At 50.1% G+C, this 20,615-nt stretch carries 18 protein-coding genes; 14 read left to right on the plus strand and 4 right to left on the minus strand.

Features of this window, described 5'->3' with window-relative positions; all coding sequences use genetic code 11:
• Positions 1-3: 3 nt before the first annotated feature.
• Positions 4-585: a glyoxalase-like domain protein gene (locus AACT35_RS07430; RefSeq protein WP_099240293.1), complete on the minus strand. Its 582-nt coding sequence runs from the start codon at positions 583-585 to the stop codon at positions 4-6.
• A gap of 82 nt (positions 586-667) precedes the next feature.
• On the opposite strand from AACT35_RS07430, the gene AACT35_RS07435 reads away from it, so the two are divergent.
• The 3 genes from AACT35_RS07435 to AACT35_RS07445 are packed head-to-tail and all read left to right on the plus strand — an operon-like array spanning position 668 to position 2,236.
• Positions 668-1,333 (plus strand): RNA polymerase subunit sigma-70, encoded by a 666-nt coding sequence (locus tag AACT35_RS07435; RefSeq protein ID WP_099240295.1) that lies wholly within the window; start codon positions 668-670, stop codon positions 1,331-1,333.
• Between the two features lie 54 nt (positions 1,334-1,387).
• Positions 1,388-1,558, plus strand: a complete 171-nt coding sequence (locus AACT35_RS07440) for an NAD(P)H dehydrogenase subunit NdhS (protein WP_012305932.1) — start codon at positions 1,388-1,390, stop codon at positions 1,556-1,558.
• Between the two features lie 18 nt (positions 1,559-1,576).
• A complete protein-coding gene (locus tag AACT35_RS07445; RefSeq protein WP_012305931.1) occupies positions 1,577-2,236 on the plus strand; it encodes an HAS-barrel domain-containing protein in 660 nt (219 codons plus the stop codon).
• Between the two features lie 73 nt (positions 2,237-2,309).
• On the opposite strand, the gene trpB is transcribed toward AACT35_RS07445, so the two are convergent.
• The gene (gene trpB, locus AACT35_RS07450; RefSeq protein ID WP_012305930.1) at positions 2,310-3,563 is read right to left on the minus strand and encodes a tryptophan synthase subunit beta; all 1,254 of its coding nucleotides are present in this window, start codon (positions 3,561-3,563) and stop codon (positions 2,310-2,312) included.
• Positions 3,564-3,652: 89 nt separating this feature from the next.
• Positions 3,653-4,825, minus strand: coding sequence for a sensor histidine kinase (locus tag AACT35_RS07455; RefSeq protein ID WP_099240297.1), 1,173 nt, complete (start codon positions 4,823-4,825; stop codon positions 3,653-3,655).
• Positions 4,826-5,379: 554 nt separating this feature from the next.
• Between AACT35_RS07455 and AACT35_RS07460 the strand changes: the two genes are divergently transcribed.
• The 11 genes from AACT35_RS07460 (at position 5,380) to AACT35_RS07510 (ending at position 18,372) form a co-directional block, all read left to right on the plus strand.
• Entirely contained in the window at positions 5,380-6,183 is an 804-nt protein-coding gene (locus AACT35_RS07460) for a PspA/IM30 family protein (protein ID WP_012305928.1), read from the plus strand.
• A gap of 215 nt (positions 6,184-6,398) precedes the next feature.
• A complete protein-coding gene (locus tag AACT35_RS07465) occupies positions 6,399-6,725 on the plus strand; it encodes a thioredoxin family protein (RefSeq protein WP_012305927.1) in 327 nt (108 codons plus the stop codon).
• A 27-nt stretch (positions 6,726-6,752) separates the two neighbouring features.
• Positions 6,753-7,931, plus strand: coding sequence for an LL-diaminopimelate aminotransferase (locus AACT35_RS07470; RefSeq protein ID WP_099240299.1), 1,179 nt, complete (start codon positions 6,753-6,755; stop codon positions 7,929-7,931).
• Positions 7,928-10,630 carry a PEP-utilizing enzyme gene (locus tag AACT35_RS07475; RefSeq protein WP_099240301.1) on the plus strand — a complete coding sequence of 901 codons (2,703 nt, stop codon included), beginning with the start codon at positions 7,928-7,930 and terminating at the stop codon, positions 10,628-10,630. Before AACT35_RS07470 ends, AACT35_RS07475 begins: the two co-directional genes overlap by 4 nt.
• 60 nt (positions 10,631-10,690) lie before the next feature.
• Complete coding sequence (locus AACT35_RS07480) at positions 10,691-12,472, plus strand: ArnT family glycosyltransferase (RefSeq protein WP_099240303.1); 1,782 nt, start codon at positions 10,691-10,693, stop codon at positions 12,470-12,472.
• A gap of 161 nt (positions 12,473-12,633) precedes the next feature.
• Positions 12,634-13,533 carry a circadian clock protein KaiA gene (locus AACT35_RS07485; protein ID WP_065715809.1) on the plus strand — a complete coding sequence of 300 codons (900 nt, stop codon included), beginning with the start codon at positions 12,634-12,636 and terminating at the stop codon, positions 13,531-13,533.
• 66 nt (positions 13,534-13,599) lie between these two features.
• Positions 13,600-13,914, plus strand: a complete 315-nt coding sequence (gene kaiB, locus AACT35_RS07490; RefSeq protein ID WP_030006078.1) for a circadian clock protein KaiB — start codon at positions 13,600-13,602, stop codon at positions 13,912-13,914.
• A 182-nt stretch (positions 13,915-14,096) separates the two neighbouring features.
• Entirely contained in the window at positions 14,097-15,647 is a 1,551-nt protein-coding gene (kaiC, locus tag AACT35_RS07495; protein ID WP_012305921.1) for a circadian clock protein KaiC, read from the plus strand.
• A 194-nt stretch (positions 15,648-15,841) separates the two neighbouring features.
• The gene (gene thrC / locus AACT35_RS07500; protein WP_012305920.1) at positions 15,842-17,149 is read left to right on the plus strand and encodes a threonine synthase; all 1,308 of its coding nucleotides are present in this window, start codon (positions 15,842-15,844) and stop codon (positions 17,147-17,149) included.
• 104 nt (positions 17,150-17,253) lie between these two features.
• A complete protein-coding gene (locus tag AACT35_RS07505; RefSeq protein WP_012305919.1) occupies positions 17,254-17,529 on the plus strand; it encodes a MoaD/ThiS family protein in 276 nt (91 codons plus the stop codon).
• 264 nt (positions 17,530-17,793) lie between these two features.
• Positions 17,794-18,372 carry an HPP family protein gene (locus AACT35_RS07510; RefSeq protein WP_030006076.1) on the plus strand — a complete coding sequence of 193 codons (579 nt, stop codon included), beginning with the start codon at positions 17,794-17,796 and terminating at the stop codon, positions 18,370-18,372.
• Positions 18,373-18,414: 42 nt separating this feature from the next.
• On the opposite strand, the gene AACT35_RS07515 is transcribed toward AACT35_RS07510, so the two are convergent.
• Positions 18,415-20,454: a cation:proton antiporter domain-containing protein gene (locus AACT35_RS07515; RefSeq protein WP_099240305.1), complete on the minus strand. Its 2,040-nt coding sequence runs from the start codon at positions 20,452-20,454 to the stop codon at positions 18,415-18,417.
• Between the last annotated feature and the right edge of the window lie 161 nt (positions 20,455-20,615).

The raw sequence follows: 20,615 nt of genomic DNA on the forward strand, positions 1-20,615 counted from the left end.
TAATTAATTAATGACCTCTGCGAGTTCGATCACCCGTTCATCCCAGTCTTTGACCAGAAAGTTTAAGGGTTTTTCCTGGCGAATTTTATATTTGAGACGGCGGGCTTGGATACGGGGCAGGAGCGCTTCTAAACAATCCTTATCGAAACAAACGTGGCGTTGGCGATTCTTTTTTCCGAGGCTCGCCCCAGATACCACATGGAGTTGGGTATTTTTTTTCAGTTGATACCATAACCCGTCGGCCCCCCCCAAGGTTTCAGTGCGGCCCATCGCCATGGGACTGGCCCCCATATACATCGGGTCAAGGCTGGCGGCCCCTAGGGTTTGTTCATAGTTGTAGTAGTAGTGGAGGGGGACATCGGCGACGGGGAGCTGCAAAATTCCTTCATAAAATCCCCTGGCCACTTCTAGATCCGAGACCATAATCGTGTGGACTTTGGGGGCTGTGGTCAGAAACATCCACATGGCGACCCCATAGGCACAGAGCAACATCACCATGATGCCTTGGGTGGAAAACAGGCTATCGAAGGCGGGGAAAAAGGCTGCCATTGAGGGATGGGACAATGCAGAGAAAGCAACGGTCATGGAACAAAAGTTGGGAGGTGAATCGCTTATGATTAAAATCAGGTGACGCCGCACAGGCACTTTTTAGGCATTATTGCAGGACATGATTCAGATTCCGAGTTTTTCTGAAACCAATCATCCACTGATTTTGGCCCTCAACCATTATAGCGATTCGGATCTGCTGACTTTTTGTCAACGCTATTCGGATCAAGGGAAATACTTCACAGGGATTTTTTGCCGATACGCGCCGTTGGTGTACACGCTCATTGGCCACGGGGGGCGATCGCCTGTGCAGACGGACTACCTTTTTGCCCTGACTTGGCGGCAAATTTTCCACGAGATGCGCACCCTCGATTTAGAGGCCCAAGGGTTTCAATCTTTACAGCAGTGGCTTTTGGAAGTGGCAACGGCCTACCAAGATCAGTTTGAGATTCCGCCAGTGGCCAGCATTAACTATGACATTAAGCGGACAACGCCGCCCCTGTGGTGTTACCTCGAACAGGCCTTGGATTTAGTTCCGCCACTGCCCCGGTTGATTGTGGTGCTCGCGGATCATTTTCACTGGAGCTCGACCCGCATTTCTGCCCATCTCCAGGCCGAGAGAGAGTATTTAACCGTTGAGGATGTGGAAGATTGGTTGCAACGGGGCCGTCAACTGGTTTTAGAAGAGTTGCCGACAGATATTCGCACGATCTACTTTCCAGAATCCCTACCCCAACTCAATAATGAAGGCGATCGCCTGACAGATTCGGCGAGTAACGCCAATTGAACGCGCTATGATAGGTAAAATTTCTTAGTCATTTCAGTAAAAGGTTTGGAAGCGATGATTCTCCCTGGTAGCACGGTGCGCGTAATCAACCCCGATGACACCTTTTATCGGTTTAAGGGCCTCGTCCAACGGGTCAGCGATGGTCGGGCGGCAGTTCTTTTTGAAGGGGGGAACTGGGATAAACTGATTACCTTTAACCTCGCGGAGCTTGAAGTCACGAAATAAGTCCCTTTGGCTCCTCCTATGCGTCTGCCCTTGCCTCAATTTTCCCCTGGCGATCGCCACCCCGATCACATTGCCGAGGTCATTGAAACTGCCACCACTGAGTTCACCGCCCAATGTTTGGAGCCGGAAGACCTCAGCTTTCCAGTGATGCCCCCCTTTGGCAGTTGGGTAAAATCCTATGACGAAGAATCAGGCAACATCGTCTACGGGGTCGTTACCTATGTCACCACCGCCCCCATTGATTCAGTCCATCGGGCCAGGGCCTTGGGGATGAGCCTTGAGGAGTTGCGAGAACAACAGCCGCAAATTTTTGCGATGCTCAAAACGGAATTTCGGGCGGCCATCGTCGGTTTTGAAATTCCCAGTAATCGCCGCAATGGTCGGCGGGGCGAAGTGTTTCAATATTTACCGCCCCGTCCCCCCCAAATTCACCAATCGGTTTACCATTGCGAACCGGACGAAATTATTCACTTCACCGACAGATTAGAGTTTCTCCGGGTGCTTTTGCAGGTGAATTGGGTGCCTCCAGAATCCCTCATGGCGGCAGCAGTGCGGGAAGTCTACCGACTGCGAAAAGGCGATCGCCAATGGTTAGTGGATGTGGGGCGGATGATCAGCACCCTCCTCAAAGATGACTACGACCGACTCCGCTACATCCTGAGTCAGATCCATTGGTAGCCACAAAAAAAGAGGGGTTACAATCAATCCCCCTCGTTATTTACCGCAATTTAGACTTTAATCTCGAATTTCTCTAGTCCCAACCATGGCGATCGAGATATTTTGCTACCGTTTGTACATCCTTATCACCCCGACCAGAACTGTTGATCACAATGCGCGGACTGCCCGACAACTGGGGACAAAGGGTTTCTAGATAAGCAAAGGCATGGGAGGTTTCCAGGGCGGGAATAATTCCTTCTAACTCGGACACCCGTCGGAAGGCAGCCACTGCATCTTGGTCAGTGACACTGTAATACTCAGCCCGACAAGTATCTTTGAGGTAGCTGTGTTCCGGGCCGACGCCAGGATAATCTAAGCCCGCACTGATGGAATGGGCCTCGACAACTTGGCCTTCGGTGTCTTGCAATAGGTAGCTCATGGCCCCATGTAGGACCCCTGGTTTCCCTTGGGTGAGGGTGGCGGCGTGGTGACCACTGGTGATCCCAGACCCTTCGGCCTCAACGCCAATCAAGCGCACGGTCGAATCTTTAACAAATTCGTGGAAAAGCCCCATGGCATTGGAACCTCCCCCCACACAGGCGATCAGAATATCCGGGAGGCCACCCCACTTTTCTGCACATTGTTGGCGAGTTTCGGCACCAATGATCGCGTGGAAATCTCGCACCATCATCGGGTAGGGGTGGGGGCCAGCTACGGAACCGAGGATATAGTGGGTTGTCTCTACATTTGTTACCCAATCCCGAATGGCCTCGGAGGTGGCATCTTTGAGGGTTCCAGTGCCCGCTTCTACGGGTTGGACGGTAGCTCCTAATAATTTCATCCGGAAGACATTGAGGGCTTGGCGTTCCATGTCCTGCACCCCCATATAGATAATGCATTCCAGCCCAAACCGGGCACAGACCGTCGCTGTGGCAACGCCATGTTGACCCGCACCAGTTTCGGCGATGATGCGTTTTTTGCCCATGCGTTTGGCGAGGAGGGCCTGGGCGATCGCATTATTGATTTTGTGGGCACCTGTGTGGTTGAGATCTTCCCGTTTCAGGTAAATTTGCGGGCCAGAACCATCGGGGCGAGCATAGCGAGCCGTCAGCCGTTCCGCGAAATAAAGGGGACTGGGGCGACCAACATAATCTTTTAGCAGCCCAGCTAATTCTGCTTGAAAAGTCGGGTCGTTACGATACTGGGCATAGGCCGCTTCTAACTCAGCCAAAGCGGGCATCAAGGTTTCAGGCACATATTTACCACCATATTTCCCAAAACGCCCAAAGGCATCGGGTTGATTGGGGTTAAAGGTAGTGTCTTGGGGAGAAATGGGAGAAATAGTCACGGTGTCTGTATCAGGTGAAATCAACTAGGTCTGGGTCAGCTTTATTGTAACTTGATCAAACTCCCTCGCAGATACCCTAGAGCTGCTTCCTAGGCATTGTCCTTGGGGGAAGATTGCATCGGAAAGGAAAAGTAAAAAGTAGAGCCTTCACCAAAGGTAGAAGTCAACCAAATTTCACCACCATAACGGCGCACAATTTTTTTACAGACGGCGAGGCCAATGCCTGTCCCGGAATATTGACTCTGGGAATGGAGGCGTTTAAAAGCGTAGAAAATTTGCTCAAAATAATCGGCTTCAATGCCAATGCCATTGTCGTGGCAGCTAAAAACCCAGTGGTTATCGTTTTGGACGGCACTGATCCGAATCTGGGGGGGCACCTCTTCCCGGCAATACTTGAGGGCATTTTCGATTAAATTTTGGAAAATTTGACTGATTTGTAGGGGATTTCCCTGAATGGTAGGCAAAGAATCAATGGTGAGCTTGGCGCTTTGTTGGGCGATCGCCGAACTGAGTCGATTACAAACCTGATGAACGATTAAATTACAATCTACGTCCACCGCCGTATTTTCTACTCGATCGACCCGCGAATAGGTTAAAAGATCTTCAATGAGCTGGGTCATCTGGCGCACGGAATCTTGGATCGCGTTGAGGTAACTACTTCCTTTCTCATCTAGACAATTGCCGTAGCGCACCTGGAGCAGTTGAGACCAAGAGTAAATACTCGCTAAGGGTTGCTTCAAATCGTGGGAGGCAATGTAGGCAAATTGTTCAAGCTCCTGGTTGGATTGTTCAAGTTTGAGCTGCATTGCTTCGCGGGCCTTCATTTCTTGCCGGAGTCGCTCGTTGGCTAACTTGAGGGCCTGTTGATTTCGCTTGCGTTCGATGGCGTAGAGAATTGAGCGGAGTAATGTCTCTTGGTCAAAGGCGATATTTTTTTTGATTAAATAATCCTGAGCCCCTTGGTGCACCGCTTCGAGGGCTAACTCGGCATCATTGGTATTCGTCAGCACCACAATGGGAACGTCCGGGGCAATGCCCATCAGCATCGGGAGGGAGCTGAGGCCTTGGCTGTCGGGCAAGCTCAAATCGAGCAAAATCACGTCAAAGGTTTGGTCTTCGAGACAGGCGATCGCCTTTTCGAGGTGGGCAAAATGCACAATATCGCACTGCACCATCTCAATATCTGCCAGTAGATCCCCTAACAATTCAGCTTCCGCCAAATTATCTTCAATGAGCAGAATATGTAGATCATCTAAGTGCATAGTTTAGTCGCGACAGTTGGGGAAGTCAGGCCAAATTCACTTGCAATCTCGCTTTTTCACCCCAGGCTTTTCCCTTGAAAAGTGGTCGTTACTCGCCTACTTGCATCGATATCAGGAATCCATATTCCTTCGATTTACAACTGGTGCTGAATTTTCACGAGGATGATTTTTCCAGGAAAGTCACTATCTTACAATAACCTATTTAGGCTTTACTCCATTGGTTAGATATTGATTAGATATCGTCATATTTTGTTTTACTAATCTCAAAATAATACGAAAACCAGCCAAGATAGCAGTGTGGTCTTAAAAATTAAACTTAGAAAATCGAACTCGCATTGACTACCGACTACACTAAGATGCAATCTTTGCGGGTGAATACAACTTTCCTTTGGGCATTCACGCCCGACGAACTTCTTAGCCAATGACCCAAGCAGTAGAAGCGACTACCATAGAAAACCAAAGGAGTGATTAAAATGTAAAGGAGTATGCTTACCCCTTTGCCAGAGTAAGTCACAGTTTAAATTGCACTCAATCACGTATAGAGATATAGCATCATGGGATTTTTAGATCGTCTTGGTCGTGTTGTTAAAGCCAACCTCAATGATATGGTCAGTAAGGCCGAAGACCCCGAAAAAATATTGGAACAGGCCGTTGCCGATATGGGGGAAAGTTTGGTGCAATTACGCCAGTCGGTGGCCCGGGCGATCGCCGCCCAGAAAAAAACTGAGCAACAGCTGATCAAAAACCAAACCGAAGCAACCACTTGGCAAAAGAAAGCAGAATTAGCCATTAAGAACGGTCGAGAAGATCTTGCCCGGGAAGCCCTAGTCCGGAAAAAAACCTTTGCGGACACCGCAGCAGTCCTCCAACAGCAACTGACCCAACAAAATGCCCAGGTAAAAACCCTCAAGGAAAACCTCCTTGCCCTAGAAAGCAAAATCCAAGAGGCTAAAACCAAGAAAGATATGCTTAAGGCCCGGGCCAACGCTGCGAAAGCGAATGCTCAGCTCCAGAGCACCATGAACAACATCGACACCAGCAGTGCGATGAGTGCCTTCGAGCGGATGGAGGACAAAATCATGGAACTCGAAGCCCAATCTGAAGCAACCAATGTCTTGGGCAGTGCCAGTTTAGATCAAGAATTTGCCCAACTCGAAGCCTCCAATTCCATTGATGATGAGTTGGCGATGCTCAAAGCGGCTTCCCAAGAAGCACCAGCCCTAGAAGCGGCCAAAATGGTGGATGAAATGGAAGAAGTATCCGATACTCCCGTCGAAACTCCCGAACCAACGGATGCTGATTTTGCGGCGGTGGATGCTGAGCTGGAGGCCCTACGCACTCAAATGAAAAATCTCTAGGATCTTGCCTTGAGGGGGGAGATCTTTATCCTGGTTTTTGGGTCTTGAAACCTTACAAACAGATTACTTGGCTGGGTAGAAGTCCAAAGAACTCCTACCTGGTTCGCCTATGGAGTTTTGTGGCTGTTCGTAAATCCATTGATCCAGCGATCGCCGAAAACTGTTAACGTAAGGAACTGTCTTCATTTTGTAAGTAATCAAGGAGTTCACCCCCTGTGAGTGGCAGCGTTTTGGAAATTACCGATTCCCAGTTTGAGCAGGAAGTCCTCAACGTCAATCAAGATATCTTGGTCTATTTTTGGGCCAGTTGGTGTGGGCCTTGTCGGTTAGTTTCGCCCTCGGTCAGTTGGGCCGCCCAGGAGTATGGCGATCGCCTAAAAGTCGTTAAGCTCGAAGTAGACCCCAATCCGGAAGCCGTTGCCCAATGCCAAGTGGAGGGGGTGCCGGCCCTGCGCTTTTTTAAGGCCCAGAAGGTTGTGGCGAGCCATGAGGGGGCGATTACGAAGCAGGGTCTTAAGGATTTTGTTGAAGCCCAACTGTAATATTTTTCAGCGATTTGATTTGCCCCTATGCATTTTTCCCAGCGGTTATCACGGCTTTCGGCAAATGTGTTTGCAGATATGGACCGGGCCAAGGCCAAGGCGGTGGCAGCAGGTCAGGATTTAATTGATCTATCCCTCGGCTCTTCTGATCTCCCTGCTTCAGCGATCGCCACGGAAACCATTGCCCAGGCATTAACAGACTCCCAAACCCATGGGTATGTCCTCCACCGCAATACCCAGGCTTTTCGAGAGGCGATCGCCACTTGGTACACCGAGCGTTATGGGGTTGCCGTTGATCCCGATACTGAAGTCTTGGCGCTGATTGGTTCCCAGGAGGGGACAGCACACCTGCCACTGGCCTTGCTCGACCCTGGTGACTATGCCCTACTGCCGGATCCGGGCTATCCCTCCTATGCGGGTGGGGTGGCGCTGGCGGGTGGTGAAAGTTACTTTATGCCCCTCACCGCTGAACATCATTTTCTGCCGGAATTTGCGGTGATCCCCCAGGATATTTTGGCGAAAAGTCGTTTGATGATTCTCAGTTATCCCCACAACCCCACCACGGCGATCGCCACGCTCGATTTTTTTCGGGAAGCGGTGGCATTTTGCCAGGCCCATGATCTGGCGCTGATCCATGATTTCCCCTACAACGACATTTATTTTGCTGGAGAAACGGCACCACCGTCAGTATTACAGGCCGATCCGGAAAAAACCTGTAGCATTGAATTTTTTACCTTTTCAAAATCCTTTAATATGGGAGGCTTTCGTACTGCCTTTGCGGTGGGGAATGCCCAACTGATTGCGGCCCTACGCCAAATTAAGGCGGTGGTTGATTTTAACCAATACCAAGGGATTCTCAACGGGGCGATCGCCGCCCTCCAACGGGATCAAGCCACCATCGCGGAAAATGTGCGCGTTTACCAAGCCCGCCGGGATGCCCTCGTCGAAGCCCTCAATGACCACGGTTGGTCTGTACCCAAGCCTGGGGCGACCCTCTATGTGTGGGCCAAGTTGCCAGAAGATTGGTCAGGAACTTCTTTGGAATTTTGTACCCAATTGGTAGCCCAAACGGGCATTGCCCTGTCGCCAGGATCAGGGTTTGGTAAAACAGGGGAAGGCTATGTCCGCTTTGCCCTCGTTCAGGAACCAGCGGTACTGCGGGAAGCTGTGCGCCGGATCCAAACATTCCTTTCGCCACAACCATGACATTGACGCAGGTCTGGGGTTGTCTACTCATTTTTACTTTAATCCCAACCCTCGGTGCAGTTTGTATTTTGCCCTGGGGCGATCGCCATCCCCCTAGGCAACTGTTGGGAGATTGTCTCCTGGGGATAATTATGGTGCTCTTCACCCGGTATTTTTTCCCATACCAATCCCCTTGGGAACTCATCAGTCTTTTAGCTTTTATGATGGGCCGCTATTGGCGCACCCAAGATCTGGCTTTTGCGGCGGTGTGGGGAGGTTTGTTACTCCATGATTGGCAGATTACGCCCATTGTCAGTTTTATTGGCTTGGTGGGCTTGACGGTATTTCGACAAATTCGCCTGGGGATCTGGGCCGTTTTGACCTTGATTTTTGTGGCTCTCACGATTCGCCACGGTGCGGTGCCGGGCTATTGGGTCGCGGCGATCGCCCTGGGGGGACTCCTGGGCTGGTTAAGTCAACAGACAACAAATAGTCGGCAAGTTTGGCAAATTTTTCGGCCTGAATCCGGCTTTCTCTCCCTCGATCAGCGCCTCAGTAGCCCCCAAGTGGGCCAGGATGCGGCGACCCTCAGCCAATTGAAATATTTGGGTTATCCCGTTTTGCCGGGGTGGGTGCTAAAACCAGGGGATGATTTTAAACGACTGGTTGATTTACTAAAACCCAGTGGCGATCGCCCTTATATGGTGCGTCTTTCCAGCGAAAAAGTCCTTCCCAGATTTCAGATTCCCACGGAGCAACTCACCAGCCCAGAAGCCTTGGACGTTGCCCTGGTGAATGGCTTTAGTCAAACGGCAGTGGGGAAACAAGCACTGCTGGTGCAAGCCCAACCCACCGTGCAATGGTCTGGCATTACTTACAGTCGCCCACCGCTCCCCTACAAGCGCCAGGATCCCCTCACGGAAGTTGTCCGGGATTTTATTACGCCGCTCGTAATTGGAGAAGGCCAATTTTTGCTGTACTACGGATTGGATTCGCCCCAGCCCCTGGGCGGGAAACCCTACGCTAACCACCCTCCCTTGGATATTTTGCAAGAAGTGGCCCACCTCAGCCGTCAGTTGGAACATCAACAGGGCAGCCCCCAGGCCCTGGAATGGTGTTTTACGGGCCAGGATATTTGGATTTTGCGGGTGCGGCCGATCTATCATCTCCATCCGGTCTGGACGAGGGAAGAGATTGCGAGCCATTTCCCCAAACCTTTATCCCCTTTGAGCGCCTCCCTATTAGAGGTCACGGCACCAGGGGCGATCGCCAGTATCTATAATGCCCTGTGGGAAGGGCGCGAAAATCTCCAAAACATCGCCTTGATTTCCCATCATCGGGGATATAGCTATCTCAATCGCAGCTTTTGGGAGCGGGTCTGTCGCCGGGAAAATTTTGAATTTAGCGACCTCCAATCCCGGCTGGGGTATCTACTGTTTAGCTTTCGCCATCCTCTGTTTTGTTACCGCTATTTACGTTGGGATTGGCAATGGTACCCAGAGTTTCAGCAGGAGGCAGAGCGCCTTTGTTACCCTCTGCTAAAAACGATCAAAATGATCAGCCGCAATGATCTTTCGACCCTCAGCCTGGCGGACTTGGTGCAAAATGTCGAGCAAATTACAGAGATACTGGAACTCCTGCTTGGCTATTGGCTCCGGGGCGAGGTGATCCTTTGGCGTCGCCGTTTGACCACAGGACTGTCCCATTTTCTGCCGCCGCTCCCCCCCAAATTCCAAGCCCTCAATCAGTTGGCCGTGGATATCCGGGGGACCCTCCGCACCACAGGGGAATCGCGCCAGGGGGCCGTTGAACGCTTTACACGGGCGGCTTTATTTGCCCAACTCGCAGAGCTACCCGATGGTGAACATTTGTTTGGTCGTTTAAATCAGTGGCTGAAGGAGCATGGGGATGGGGCAGATTTCCCTTGGGAGTTGGCCCAGCGGCGCTGGCGAGAAGATTCGGGGACGATCCGCCAACAATTAACGGATTTAGTGAACCAGCCGCGCACCGCCATTTCTCCCCCTGACCTTAGCTCCGCCCAGCGCCAACTCCAGCAGATCTACCGTCAACAGGAAGCGGTGAGAGGGCTTTGTGAAACGTTCTTGGCCCAGTTGCGCTGGCATTTTTTGGCGATCGCCCAGATTTGGCAAAACCAAGGCTATTTAGAGCAGCCCCAGGATATTTTTTGGCTCAAGCTCCCGGAGGTAAAGGCCTTGATTAATGCCCCCCAATCCCAGGAGTTTTCCCGCCTCCAGCTCAAAATTCAATATCGGCGATCGCAAATGAGTGTGAACCAAGAGCAGGGGCCTCCCCCAGAGATTATCTACGGTCAATTGACCACGAAAGAAGATGTTTCGAGTAGTTGTTTTTTACAAAAACTCCAGGGTCAAGCGGTGAGTAGTGGCTCGGTGATTGGCCGTGTCCATCGCTGTTTACCTGGGGAACGGGTCATGTCCTGGAGTCCCAATGATATTTTGGTGACCACCTACATTGATGAACATTTTCTAGAGCATCTCAAGGAGGTCAGCGGCATTATCACAACCCAGGGGGGCATGCTCTCCCAGGGGGCAAGTTTGGCCCGCCAACACCAAATTCCAATGGTTGCTAATGTCACCATGGCCCTTGAGCTTCTCCAACCAGGCCAATGGGTACGCCTCGACGGTCGCCTGGGTCAGGTGGAACTTTTAGATCCAGAAGCCCTGTCTACGGATGCGAATTAGTTGCCCACGTAGCAGGTTACAATCGCTGAAGTTTTTTACTTAAAATCCTCCAATTTGCCCATGTCGCCCCTTGATTCTGTTCGTCGTTGGTACTACAGCTATGAGAAATTCCCGAAAACCACGGGGATCATTTCGGCGATCGCCTTGGGTCTCCTGGGGGGACTCGCTTTTTTTTGGCATCTTGGCGCTGTGGGCCTCGTGGATGAAACGGAACCCATGTTTGCGGATGCGGCCCGACGGATGTTGGCCACAGGGGATTGGATTACGCCCTATTACAACGATGCCACCCGCTTTGATAAGCCGCCCCTGGTGTATTGGCTGATGGCGATCGCCTACAAAATTGTTGGGGTGAATGCCTGGGGGGCTAGATTACCCTCTGCCTTTGCGGCCCTTGGTTTAATGGTCTTGGTTTTTGTGGTGCTGCGTCAGTTTGGTTTTGGTACAGCGGCGGCGGCCCAAAATCCCGAAGCTCCTAATACCCAACGCAAACTCTGGCTGGCGGCTTGGATCGGCAGTAGCTTAATCGCCTTGAACTTACAAACCATTGTCTGGGCGCGGCAGGGGGTCTCCGATATGCTCCTTAATGGCTGCTTTAGTGGGGGCTTGATTTGTTTTTTCTATGGCTATGGTAGCGGCGGACAGCCGATCAATCGCTGGTTACCCAATAGCTGGTACATGGCGGCTTACGCGTTATTTGCCTGTGCAGTCTTGACCAAGGGGCCGGTGGGGATCGTGGTGCCGGGACTGGTGATCATGATCTTTTTGCTTTATGTCGGCAAGTTCCGTGAGGTACTGCTGGGGGAAGCGAAACCCTTGACTGGGGCTTTGATCTTCACGGCGATCGCCTTACCTTGGTTTGTCCTGGTGACCCTCCGCAATGGCCAAGCGTACATTGATAGTTTTTTTGGTTACCACAATTTTGATCGGTTTACGGGGGTGGTCAATGGCCACGATGCCCCGTGGTATTTTTACTTTCCAGTGGTATTGGTGGGGTTTTTGCCCTGGTCTGTGTATCTACCAGCGGCGATCGCCCGACTCAAGTTACATCGTCCGGCCCGTTGGCGTCAGGAGGCGCGTTCTACCCACCTTGCCGTCTTTGCAAGCATTTGGTTTGGGGTGATTTTTGGCTTCTTTACCATCGCCGTCACCAAACTACCGAGTTATACAATTCCCCTCTTGCCCGCCGCCGCAATTCTGGTGGCGTTGTTTCTCAGCCATGTTATTGAAACGCCCCGGCAACCCTCAACAGGATTCCGTTGGAGTGCGATCGCCAATGTGGGGCTGTTGCTGATTCTCAGCGGGTTTATGATCTATAGCCCCCAAGTCATTGGTTATGATCCTGCGGCCCCGGATCTGGCTACGACCTATGCCCAATCAAACCTTGCTTGGTGGGGCTGTGGGATTTGGCTCCTGGGGGCGGTTGTTCTTGCGGTTTGTGTGTGGCGATCGCGCCTGGGGATCTGGCTAGCTAATGGGGCGATTATGGTGGCATTTATTGTCCTTGTTTTACTACCGGCCAGCACTTTGCTGGATCAAGCTCGCCAAGCCAGTCTCCGGGAAATTGCCGATACCATTACAGCCCAGCAGCGGCCTGACGAAACAGTGATGATGGTGGGTTTTGAAAAGCCGAGCCTCGTCTTCTATACAGGCCAAGATATTCTCTTTATTGACGATGATAAAGAAGAGGAACTCGCCGCCATCGACAGCACCTTAACCCAGGCCAATTCTTCTTTTCTGTTGGTGGTGCGCACATCCACCCGCCCAGAACTTCCCCTAGGGGACAAAACCCTTGATCTCCTCCTGGAAAGATCGCCCTACGAACTGTTGCGGGTACAAAAATAATGCTGGCGCTAAATTTCCGGTAAAATCTCAGCCTATTTTGACAAAAGATGTTACCGTAACCCCAAGCAAGCAAAAAAATTAAGCTTATCTTTATAATTGTCCCATTATTAAAAGAAAGCTATCCTTTAACTTAAGCTTATTTCGATGTTGGTCGGTCTACTTTGGTTTCTAAACTCTCCCTTTATCTAGTTACACCTCCTGGTTTTCAACCCGGAAAAATTGAAGCTCAATTGACAGGCGATCGCTATCAGATCAAGCTCCTTGACTATGGCCAAAAATTCCTGGCATTTCTTGAGGCAAATAAAGAACAAATTGACTGCCTTGTGGTTGTTCAAGGAAAAGAAAACCAAGACTATTTTGAGCGCTTAACTCAGAGTGGAATTTTACTCCCCTGTGTCTTTCTTGGGCCGACCACCGCCTGTGAAATTTCCCAAGAAGATGTCTCCGAACAGCTTTACCATAGTGCCGAAAAATACCTAGATTTTGCCAATCTCGAAAACTTATCGTTGACCATCGACCAGGCGATCGCCCAATTTTTGCACCTCGCCCCAAGCTGTGCCCTGAGCGACAAACCCCAAGATCCCCACCACAGCGATCCCGATAAAACCCACCAAGCTTTTTTACTGTTACAACAGCGCCGTCTCGCCGAAAAATTACGGGAACGATTAGGCTATCTCGGCGTTTATTACAAACGCAATCCCAAATATTTTTATCGCAGTCTTTCCCCCGAAGAACAGCAAGAATTCCGTGAGCAATTTGTCGCCGATTATCGCGATATTGTCCTAAGCTACTTCAGTGGCGATCTCCCCACAAATCAAGCCATTGATCAATTTGTCAATCAGGCTTTTTTTGCCGATGTTTCTGTCTCCTATATTCTCGAAACTCACATGAAGTTAATGGACGAATTCGCCCAACAGCTCAAACTTGAAGGGAGAAGCGAAGAAATCCTCCTAGACTATCGCCTTACCCTCATCGATATCGTCGCCCACTTGTGTGAAATGTATCGTCGTTCTATCCCCCGTGAAGATCTACCTTTTGAACTTCTATTTCGGATAGACTAGGATGAAATCATTCCCCTCCACGACGCCTAGCACCTAACCCTATTCCTACCCACATCAGCCTTGTCTATGAACCTCCTAAAGAAAACTTATGTTTTAAAGCTTTATGTGGCTGGCAATACCCCCAACTCTGTCCGCGCCCTCAAAACCTTAAAAAATATTTTAGAAACCGACTTTAAAGGGGTCTATGCCCTAAAAGTAATTGATGTCCTCCAAAACCCCCAACTAGCCGAAGAAGATAAGATTTTGGCGACACCAACCCTCTCCAAAGTGCTTCCACCTCCCGTCCGTAAGATCATCGGTGACCTCTCCGACCGAGAAAAAGTATTGATTGGTCTCGATCTCCTTTACGAAGAGTTTTTAGAACGGGAAGAAGAGCTTTAAGAACAGGAGCACTTTCTAGTAGGATAAAGCCATTTGATTTCGTATACTTCCTTCGTCTCGTTGGGTCATCAGGCTATGCCGTCCAAAAAGATGGCGTTTCAAGCGCTTGCTCTCCCTGCATTAGGACAACCCTAGTTAAATCTCTTCATTTTTTTATTTATATCTCCAGTCCCTAAGTCGTAATGAATCAGCCCACCTCCTCTAATAACGGTGCCATCAAAGGCGTCCAAAAAATCCGCACCCTCATTGAAGGTCTCGATGAGATTAGTCATGGTGGTTTACCCTCCGGCAGAACAACCCTAGTGAGTGGTACTTCGGGGACTGGGAAGACCTTACTGGCAATTCAGTTTCTTTACCACGGCATCAAGCACTTCGATTACCCAGGGCTTTTTGTCACCTTTGAGGAATCTCCCCGGGATATTATCCAGAACGCCCATAGCTTCGGTTGGGATCTCCAAAGTCTCGTTGATGAAGGTAAGTTATTTATCCTAGATGCCTCCCCCGATCCCGATGGTCAGGAAGTAGTGGGGAATTTTGATCTCTCTGCTTTGATTGAACGGATTCAATACGCGATTCGTAAATATAATGCCAAGCTCGTTTCCATTGACTCAGTAACGGCGGTGTTTCAACAATATGATGCCGCTCCTGTCGTCCGCCGGGAAATTTTTCGCCTGGTTGCGCGGTTAAAACACCTTGCGGTCACTTCAATCATGACCACGGAAAGACTGGATGAATATGGCCCTGTGGCCCGCTTTGGGGTCGAAGAATTTGTCTCAGATAACGTGGTGATCCTGCGGAATGTCCTAGAAGGGGAACGGCGGCGACGCACCATTGAAATCCTCAAGCTGCGGGGAACAACCCACATGAAGGGGGAATATCCCTTCACGATCACCAACGACGGGATCAATATTTTCCCACTGGGGGCAATGCGTCTGACCCAGCGGTCTTCTAATGCACGGATTTCTTCTGGGGTGGAAACCCTGGATAAGATGTGCGGCGGCGGTTTCTTTAAAGATTCGATCATCCTAGCCACGGGAGCCACAGGTACCGGAAAGACTTTACTCGTAAGTAAGTTCCTCGAAGAAGGTTGTCGGCGCGGCGAACGGGCGATCCTGTTTGCCTATGAAGAGTCTCGGGCACAGTTATCGCGTAATGCCTCTTCCTGGGGGATTGATTTTGAGGAGATGGAACGCAAAGGGCTGCTCAAGTTACTCTGTTCCTATCCAGAGTCGGCGGGCCTGGAGGATCACTTGCAGATGATTAAGTCAGAAATTTCTGAATTTAAGCCTTCCCGAATTGCGATTGACTCACTATCAGCGTTAGCGCGGGGCGTGACCAATAATGCGTTTCGCCAATTTGTGATTGGGGTAACGGGCTACGCGAAACAGGAAGAGATCACGGGCTTCTTTACGAATACGACGGATCAGTTTATGGGGGCCCACTCGATTACGGAATCCCACATTTCGACGATTACGGACACGATTTTGATGCTGCAATATGTCGAGATTCGTGGCGAGATGTCCCGGGCGATCAACGTCTTTAAGATGCGGGGATCTTGGCATGACAAGGGCATTCGGGAATACACCATCAGTGAAGGTGGGGCAGCGATTAAGGATTCTTTCCGAAACTATGAACGGATTATTAGTGGTTCGCCGACGCGGATTGCCGTGGATGAGAAGTCGGAGTTGTCGCGGATTATGCGGGGTGTACAGGATAAGACCTTGCCGGAATGACCCCTACCCCCTCTGCCTAGCGGCATCTCCCTCAGGGGAGAATATTTTTTGGGGAAAAGAGGCGATCGCCTCTTTCTTTTTACGCAGATTTAATCCCGACTATTTTTATCGGGTATGATTGACGACAGTTTTGGAACTGTTTACTATGGCTTTCAATTAAGCATTCAGCATTCATGGAAACGGAGAAAACCCTAATGACGCAAGCAACCCTTGATACCGCCGTCGCCTCCCTCGACACCGCCAACTTCACCGCCCTCGCCTGTAAGGAATGTGGCGCTGAGTACGAACCCAAAGCCCTCCACGTGTGTGAGTTTTGCTTTGGCCCCCTCGAAGTGAAGTACGACTACGAGAAAATCGCCAGCAAAGTGAGCCGTGAAAGCATCGAAGCTGGCCCCAAGTCCATCTGGCGCTACAAAGAATTTTTGCCCGTTGCCGGAGAACCCATTGATGTGGGCACTGGCTTTACGCCCCTCCTCAAAGCGAACCGTTTGGCCCGTCGTCTCGGCATCAAGGAGCTTTACATTAAAAATGACGCGGTGAATATGCCCACCTTGAGTTTCAAGGATCGGGTGGTATCCGTTGCCCTGACCCGCGCCCGCGAATTAGGTTTCTCGACCGTTTCCTGTGCCAGCACTGGTAATTTGGCAAACTCCACTGCGGCGATCGCCGCCCATGCCGGATTAGACTGTTGCGTCTTTATCCCCTCCGACCTCGAAGCTGGAAAAGTCCTCGGCACGCTGATTTACAACCCCATTCTGATGGCCGTCCACGGCAACTATGACCAGGTGAACCGCCTCTGTTCTGAAGTTGCCAACTCCCACGGCTGGGGCTTTGTGAATATCAACCTCCGCCCCTACTACTCCGAAGGCTCCAAGACCCTCGGCTATGAAGTGATCGAACAACTTGGTTGGGAACTCCCCGACCACGTGGTTGCGCCCCTGGCTTCCGGTTCCCTCTTCACCAAGATTTACAAAGGCTTTAACGAATTCGTCAAAGTCGGTCTTGTTGAAGACAAAGCGGTTCGCTTTAGCGGTGCCCAAGCTGAAGGTTGCTCTCCCATTTCTCAAGCCTACAAAGAAGGCCGTGACTTTATTACTCCTGTGAAGCCCAACACGATCGCCAAGTCCATTGCGATCGGCAACCCGGCCGATGGTGTCTACGCCGTAGAAATCGCCAACAAGACCAACGGCAACATTGAAGATGTCACCGATGCTGAAATTGTTGACGGCATCAAACTCCTTGCTGAAACCGAAGGCATTTTCACCGAAACTGCTGGTGGCACCACCATTGCCGTTTTGAAAAAACTCGTAGAAGCAGGCAAGATCAACCCCGACGAGAAGACAGTCGTCTACATCACTGGGAACGGCCTCAAGACCCAAGAAGCAGTACAAAATGCTGCTGGTGAACCCCTCACCATCGAAGCCAACCTGGAAAGTTTCGAGCAGGCTCTTGATCGCGCCCGCACCCTTGAGCGTCTAGAGTGGCAGCAAACTTTGGTATAGTTGCTGTTCTAAATTGGGTCTTTTCTCATTGTCACTGCACGGTAGATCTGACCCAATCCCTGTTCCTTATCGTTTAGTTATTAGAAAAATTTGTCTGACTCAAAATGGCAATTAAAGTTTTAGTTCCAACTCCCCTCCAAAAGTTTACGAAGGATCAACCCACCGTTGAATGCGCTGGTTCTTCCATTAAAGAATTGCTCGATTCCCTAGAAGCAAACTGCCCCGGCATTAAGGCTCGCCTCTGTGATGAACAGGGCAATCCTCGACGCTTTTTAAACCTCTACGTCAATGAAGAAGATATCCGTTTTCTGAACGGTGTCGATACTGCTCTAAATGATGGTGATGAGGTCAGCATTGTACCCGCTGTGGCAGGGGGCTAAAGTTTCGAGTAATAACCATGAATGCTTTTTTACGGGGGAAGAATACTTCCCTCGTTTTTTTATTTTTTGATTTGTTGATGACATTTGATTCAATCAAAAATAGGCTGATTTTTAGCTGACTTTATAAGCAAAAGTTGACCTTGAAATTAAAAATTGATCTCATCAAAAAGCCATAAATGCAAGAACGTCATGATAAATTTAAATAATTGCATGGAGCAAAGTTATTAAAATCCAGCAATCCTATCGATCTTGATTGGAAGTTTTATGTCATCATTTCCCCGGCGGGCATCTATTCGATTAAAAAAACGTTCTAATACAGCAATTTTGAGGCGGTGGCGACGCAAATTTTATACGCTGCAACAGAGCCGTAGACATCAACCCAGCTTCTCCCGACAACATATTGGTTTGTCATTTTTAGGCAGTTTTATTGGTATTTCGACCCTGGCTTACATCTCGGTTTATAGTTCCTATCCTTTGATTGCGGCTCCCTTTGGGGCCACGGCCGTGCTGGTATTTGGGGTGCCGGATAGCCCATTAGCCCAGCCCCGCAACGTAATTGTGGGGAATGTAATTGGGGCTTGCAGTTGTGTGGTGTTATTTCACTTGTTCGGGGATGCTCCCTGGGTCATGGGTTTGGCGGTGGCAGTGACGATTAAGCTCATGCAACTGACCCGAACCGTCCATCCGCCTTCGGGGGCCGTAGCCTTAATTGGTATTTTGAGCCATGCGTCCTGGCAATTTATTTTGACGCCTGCTTTATGCGGTTCTGTGTTGATTGTGTGGTTGACGGTAATTTTTAGTCGTGTGGTGCCGGGACGTCCTTATCCAAAGCACTGGCTTTAGGTTGAACTTTAAAAAACGCTACTTTTGTTAGGCGAATGAGGGCTAGAGTTCGTTGAAAATGACGACGGATGTTTGGATTTGGCTCGAAATTTTTGTGGTGACATCGCCCACAGCTAGGCCTCCGGCGGTACGGTAACGGGTAGAGTGCAGAATGACAAGGTCGAAGTCTTTGGCGTCATGGAGAATTGCCTTGGCCACGTCGTGGTAACGGATGATCCGAATCTGCATTTTGGTGGTGATTCCGGCATTTTGCAGGGCATTTTCTAGGTCGGCTTTGAGCAAGTTGCGTTGGTCTTTGGTCATCCAGGTTTCGCACACATGGAAGACGGTGACTTCGGCTTGGTTGGCGATCGCCAAAAGTTCAGCAAATTGCACCATCTGTAAATTTTGGGCTGAGATCCCTTTAAAGGGCACCATGATCCGCCGCAAATTTTTCGGGTCATCCAAGAGACGCACGACCGCCACCGGGCAATGGGCCGACCAACAGACATTATGAATTAAAGTCCCCAGGAGCCTTGCTTTGAGACCCTCGGTTTTTCCCCAGCCCATCAAAATTAAGTTGGCATTTTCTTCCCGGGCCACGCGACTGATCCCGGCGGCCACATCGTCATCGATGCGAATTTTTGGTTGCATTGTAATTTGCAGTTGCTCCCCCTGGGAGATCGCCTCTTGGAGTAAGCTTTGACTCCGGTTGATCCCCGTCATCACTGCCGGATCATCCATGTGGGCGTGGCCCGTCACAATCGACACAGGCATCACAACCCCTTGACGAATGCGGGTTAAAAGCCCTGCTGCTTCGAGTAAATAATCCTTGGTGCTGGGATTGGCAATGGGCACAACAATTTTGAACCGATCCGTCGATGGCGACACCGTAACCGTTGTCAGGGCAATATCCTTGCCACTACTGGGTAATAAACGACCAAAACGACGGGTTAACACCGGCCCCAGCATCGAAGTGACTAGCATCAGCACGATCACTGCATTAAATACCGATTCGCTGATCAGTCCCACCCGGAAACCAACCAAGGCCGCCGCCAGGGTTGCCGCCACCTGGGGGATCGACAACGACCACATCGTGAGGGTTTCGGCCCAGCTATAACGATAAATTTGTTTGGCGATCGCCGCCGCAATAAATTTAGACAACAACAAGCCACCTACAATCGAAAACGTGAGGGGAAACTCATAGAGCAAATTATTAATAAATGCCGGAATATCGAGCAATAACCCCATCCCCACAAAAAAGAACGGAATAAATAGCGTACTGCCCACAAATTCAATTTTTTCCTCTACCGGGCTTTTGCCGACCACATCATTGACCGCCAAACCCGCCAAAAAAGCCCCCACAATTTTATCCACATTGATCACCTGGGCACCTACTGACGCGAGGAAGACAGCCAGCAAAATAAATAAAAATTGATTGCCCTCTTCATCCCCATTGCGCTGGAAAAATTCTCGACCAAGCCAGGACAGACCGAAAAGTACCAAAGCTCCGTAGCCCACCAATAACGCCAGTTGCAAGACCAAAGAAGCCGTAGAAAAATCGCCCTGGTGAATCGACACACAGATCGCCAGCACCAAAAGAGCCGCAATGTCTGTAAAAATCGTCGCGCCAATCGTGACCGTTACACTCTCATTATTGAGAATCCCCAAACGGTTAATAATTGGGTAACCCAGCAACGTATGGGAAGCCAATAAAGATCCAATAAGAATTGCCGCATTCCAACCAAAATCGAAACTTAGGCCGACCACCGTTCCCATCGTTAACGGCACAATAAATGTCAGAAAACCAAAGCCAATGGAGCGATCCTGGGTTTTCCGAAACTCCGCCAAATTAATTTCCAATCCGGCCACAAACATCAGGTAAATTTTGCCCACTTCCGAGAATAAAACCATTGTTTCACTCTCTGAGTCGAGGAGGCCTAGGGCATTTTCACCAAGGATAATCCCTGCAAAGAGTAAGCCCACCAAGCCAGGTAAATTCAGCCGTTCAAAAATAGGGGGAATGGTCAGGGACACTAACAGCAGCAGAATAAACGTAAAAATCGGATTTTCTGTGATGTATTGGATCGATTCGGCAACCATGGCAGTCCGAGAAAAAGGCTAGCCTCCCAGTGTAGCGGAAGAAGTTTATAACGAAAATAAATTGTCGATTTTATGGCAAAAACAGGGAATTTTGGCCCTTAAGCTTGCTCAAATTTCCCTACAGAGAGAAAAGGGCATCGCCGCTTTTAGGCCCAGGAAAC

It is taken from the genome of Synechococcus sp. BDU 130192, from assembly GCF_963876085.1.
Lineage (GTDB): Bacteria > Cyanobacteriota > Cyanobacteriia > Cyanobacteriales > MRBY01 > MRBY01.